The 3,577-nt window shown below is 50.5% G+C and carries 6 protein-coding genes and 1 pseudogene; 4 read left to right on the top strand and 3 right to left on the bottom strand.

From position 1 onward, the window contains the following. Together Q3V30_RS22660 and Q3V30_RS22665 are read left to right on the top strand one after the other, a co-directional pair. A pseudogene (locus Q3V30_RS22660) lies at window positions 1–203 on the top strand (MbeB family mobilization protein); the annotation flags it as partial. 3 nt (window positions 204–206) lie between these two features. Beyond that, window positions 207–440 carry an MbeD/MobD family mobilization/exclusion family protein gene (locus Q3V30_RS22665; protein ID WP_306213666.1) on the top strand — a complete coding sequence of 78 codons (234 nt, stop codon included), beginning with the start codon at window positions 207–209 and terminating at the stop codon, window positions 438–440. 121 nt (window positions 441–561) lie between these two features. Here Q3V30_RS22665 and Q3V30_RS22670 read toward each other — a convergent pair whose 3' ends face one another. The 3 genes from Q3V30_RS22670 to Q3V30_RS22680 all read right to left on the bottom strand — a co-directional run bounded on the left by Q3V30_RS22670 (window position 562) and on the right by Q3V30_RS22680 (window position 2,063). Beyond that, a complete protein-coding gene (locus Q3V30_RS22670) occupies window positions 562–900 on the bottom strand; it encodes a hypothetical protein (RefSeq protein ID WP_306213669.1) in 339 nt (112 codons plus the stop codon). Then, window positions 900–1,331, bottom strand: a complete 432-nt coding sequence (locus tag Q3V30_RS22675) for a helix-turn-helix transcriptional regulator (RefSeq protein WP_306213671.1) — start codon at window positions 1,329–1,331, stop codon at window positions 900–902. The genes Q3V30_RS22670 and Q3V30_RS22675 overlap by 1 nt, the downstream gene beginning before the upstream one ends. A 423-nt stretch (window positions 1,332–1,754) precedes the next feature. Next, window positions 1,755–2,063, bottom strand: a complete 309-nt coding sequence (locus tag Q3V30_RS22680; RefSeq protein WP_306213673.1) for a hypothetical protein — start codon at window positions 2,061–2,063, stop codon at window positions 1,755–1,757. 178 nt (window positions 2,064–2,241) lie between these two features. Here Q3V30_RS22680 and Q3V30_RS22685 point away from each other — a divergent pair, with 178 nt between their 5' ends. Together Q3V30_RS22685 and Q3V30_RS22690 are read left to right on the top strand one after the other, a co-directional pair. Then, complete coding sequence (locus Q3V30_RS22685) at window positions 2,242–2,541, top strand: plasmid mobilization protein (RefSeq protein ID WP_306213675.1); 300 nt, start codon at window positions 2,242–2,244, stop codon at window positions 2,539–2,541. Beyond that, window positions 2,538–3,577 (top strand): relaxase/mobilization nuclease domain-containing protein (locus Q3V30_RS22690; RefSeq protein ID WP_306213677.1); only part of this gene is annotated, 1,040 nt, incomplete at its 3' end. The genes Q3V30_RS22685 and Q3V30_RS22690, both read left to right, overlap by 4 nt.

The raw sequence follows: 3,577 nt of genomic DNA on the forward strand, positions 1-3,577 counted from the left end.
CGTTTCAGGAAAGCCAGATCGCGGCCAACTGGCAGCAGATCAACAGCCAGAAAGCCACACTGGCGGCACTGGAGAGCAAAACAGCGGGTCTGAACATCGTTCAGGACAAGAACGGGACGTTCGTCGTGCTGCCCAAAGGGGCGAAAGTGGACGACAGCGGCTGGACAGTTGGGAAGGAGCAAGCCCTGCGGATCGTGAGGTAAACCATGACGGAACTGGAAACGCACTTATTGAACGCCTTGAAGCGTATGGAGCAGCAATTCAGCGAGCAGCTGAAAGCTTCCGAGAAGGCGCAGAACGCCTTGCAGAACATGTTCGAGCGTACTGCGGAAGACAACGCCACGCTGTTGAAGCAAGTCAGCTTCTTAGACAATCGGGTAACTGTATTGTCGGAGCAGCTGAAGCAGTTCGGGAACCTCTACAGGCAGAACAGGCGCTGAGGAAGCAGCTGGAATTTCAGGAAACGTTGCAGCAGAAACAGCGCGAACCTGAGCCTCCGGCGCCGAAGCCAAACAGGTACTACGGACCAAGCATGTGAGATTTAGTGGGTAAAAACTGTTCTCACTTATGCCATAGGTCAGAGTTGGCTTTATCTACTACCTCTTCTGTTTTGGGTTGACGTTTGCCTCTTAAACTCGAGTAAAAAATTACCGTTGAGACAAGGGCCATTGTGAAATTTGGTTTGGGATTTGCCGTTATAGGTAAGGCCATACTGGCTGCAACTGCTTTAATTTGCAGGATTTCTAAAAATAAAAACACGACGATGGTGCCACATAAAACAACAGCTGATAGAGCTAAAGAAACAGCCATTCCAGGCCTTTTTTTTGAAAAGAGCAGTTTTCTTATTACCGAGGCTAATAAGACGATAAGGGCTAGATAGATCAGGCTGTAAACAAGCATTAAGAGCGGCCACCTTGGATAACGCTTAATCCATTGGTGAGAGCTTTTTTATGATTGCTAACCGTGCCTTTCCAACCAAATTGGGGGTTGAGACGATAAGTTTTACTGCGGCCGATTTTCGGTCCTTCAAGAATAATTCCGAACTCAATCAGGTTTTTTATAGCTCGACTTACATTGGTCTTCTGCATCCGCAGAGCTTCTGCAATATCTATCTGACCCACTTGGATATAATTCTCGTAATCAAGATCAGCGAGAAGAGCCATTAACACACGCATTTGATCATGGTTTAACTCATTGGCGATAGTGATTAGGGCCGCTTGATTCATAGTAAAATGCCTCTGGAATGATGATTTTTGCTTAGGTCGGACTACTGCTACAAAACCACCTAAATCTTCCCCGGTTTCTAGGTCTATCTGTGTGACTCTCCGCATCTGCTTTCTTCCTGATAGTTATCTTGAGAGATAACCAAGTTATCTTGAGAGATAACTATTGTCAAAAAAAAACCATTGCTGGCGCGGCTTGCGGGATACCCCCTTCTGTATCTTGTTACTCCCTTGCTACTGATTCCAGTGTACGTCACATCGAGTGAACGCATTTCTATGCCCGTTCAGATGATATTCCGCTTCCTCGTTCCGGCTGTTCGTTCCTCGCTGCGCTGCGGTACGCCTCAGCCGGAACTTGCGGCGAGCGGTACTGGTTTTCAGGCTGGCGTTTCCCTTGGTTAAATCGTCAATCGGTAAATCGTGGGGGCCCCTTTGGGGTTCCGATTTACTGATTGACGACGGCACACAAAAACACGCTTTGCAGGGGTGGATGGTTTCACGCAGTGAGGCCATCCACCTGTAAGACCGGTTTTAGAGGAATTTACCGCGGTAATGATGATCGGGAGGGAGTTCATTTAAGATTTTCGTTTCGTACTCTGCAATTCTAGATGCAGTAATTAGAAAACTAATTCCATCATCAGCGCCTTTCCCTTTTTCTGTAACAAGACCGTTTTTTACAAGATCAGCTAAGGCTATGCGAACGTGGCCTACGGGTTCTTTTGGACCAATACCAAAATGCCCCACGTAATCCAGGCTAACTATGTCGCCTTGTCCTTTGTAGGCAGCTTCTAAAATTTTAACCTTTATGGCTTCTACCTGGCTTGATTGCTGTGTACTCATAGAACCCCCAACTGGTTAATTAAGCATCTATTTTACCATGTTTTTGTCTTTGGGTGTTGGGGGGTCAAGGAGGGGAGAATCCCCCCTTGCAAGGCCCGATGTGCAACATTGAGCGTAGCGAAATGTAGCAACATCGGGTAGCCTTGTTTAAATTGCATTATGCGAAGACGGAGATGGAATGGAAAAGCGCGATAACATGCTGCGGGTTAGGTTTTCTGACGCGGAATTTGAGGCGCTGAAACAGCTGGCCGAAGAGGCAGGCTGTACCATGTCCGAGCTAGTTCGCGATCATCTCGGCAGGGTCAGTGTGCGCAATAAAGACGTCGATAGGGAGCGGATTGCCATGCTTAATCGCATCAATGCCAACCTGAACATGATTGCTCGCTGGGTTAATACGCATAAATCGGCTGCTTCTTCGGTTGAGGTCGTCGCTCACCTGATGGATATCGAGCGCCATATTCGGGAGCTGTCGCGATGATTGTGGGTTTCAGTAGGCACGGCACTGGCGGCGGCGGCGGCCCGGTTGGCTATGTCACTGATGAAAACCGGCCCGGTCGGGAAGATTCACCACCGGAAGTACTGAGGGGATCCCCTGAGGCTACCCGCAACCTCATCGACTCGCTCGATTTCCGGCACAAATACACTTCTGGCGTGCTGTCTTTCGCCCCGGAGGAGAAGGTCACGCCAGAAATGGAGCAGGAGTTCATGGATCGCTTTGAACAGATCGCGTTTGCCGGGCTTGAAGCTGATCAGTACAACATCCTCTGGGTCAGGCATACCCATGCCGGGCATCACGAGCTGCATTTTGTGACGCCCCGCGTTGAGCTAGGCACAGGGAAAAGCCTGAACATTCGCCCGCCCGGAGATGCCGCAAGACACGCTTTCGATGACCTGCGCAGTGAAATCAACGCCAGGTATGGCCTGGCTGACCCGGATGACCCACGACGCGCACGTGAGATCGCTCAGCCTGATCATGAGCTGAAAATCGCCGCAGAAGCCCTCAGAAGGGGCGAGAAGCCGCAGGAAGACATCAGGCTACTCATAGACGTGGTTTTGTCTCAGAGGGCCGCACAGGGGCTTATACGAAGCCGTAGCGACGTTATCGAGCAGGTTTCAGACCTTGGAATGCAGGTAACGCGCGAAGGTAAAAATTACATCACCGTGTCAGATCCGCAGAGCGGCCAGCGGTGGCGCATGAAAGGGGGACTTTATGAGCGTGAGTTTGACGCTGCAGGAGCGATTGAAGCAGCAGCATCTCGCAGAGAGCGAGACTATTCAAAGCCTGACGAAGCAGCAGCTGAGAGGTTTGCGGAGCGAGTTGAACGACATATTTCAGCAAGAGCTGAATACCATGCTGGAAGATACGCGCCGGCAGCTGCACGTCACGACAGAGGATATGCGCCAGAGCCGGCAGAGCATGTTGCTGACCGTCGTGAAAAACCGGGTGATATTCCCGGCCCTGAGCGCGGTTACGATCTTGGCCGTTATCTTTCTGAGCGGCTGGGGTCTGAGTA

It is taken from the genome of Erwinia pyri, assembly GCF_030758455.1.
In the GTDB taxonomy this organism is placed as follows: domain Bacteria; phylum Pseudomonadota; class Gammaproteobacteria; order Enterobacterales; family Enterobacteriaceae; genus Erwinia; species Erwinia pyri.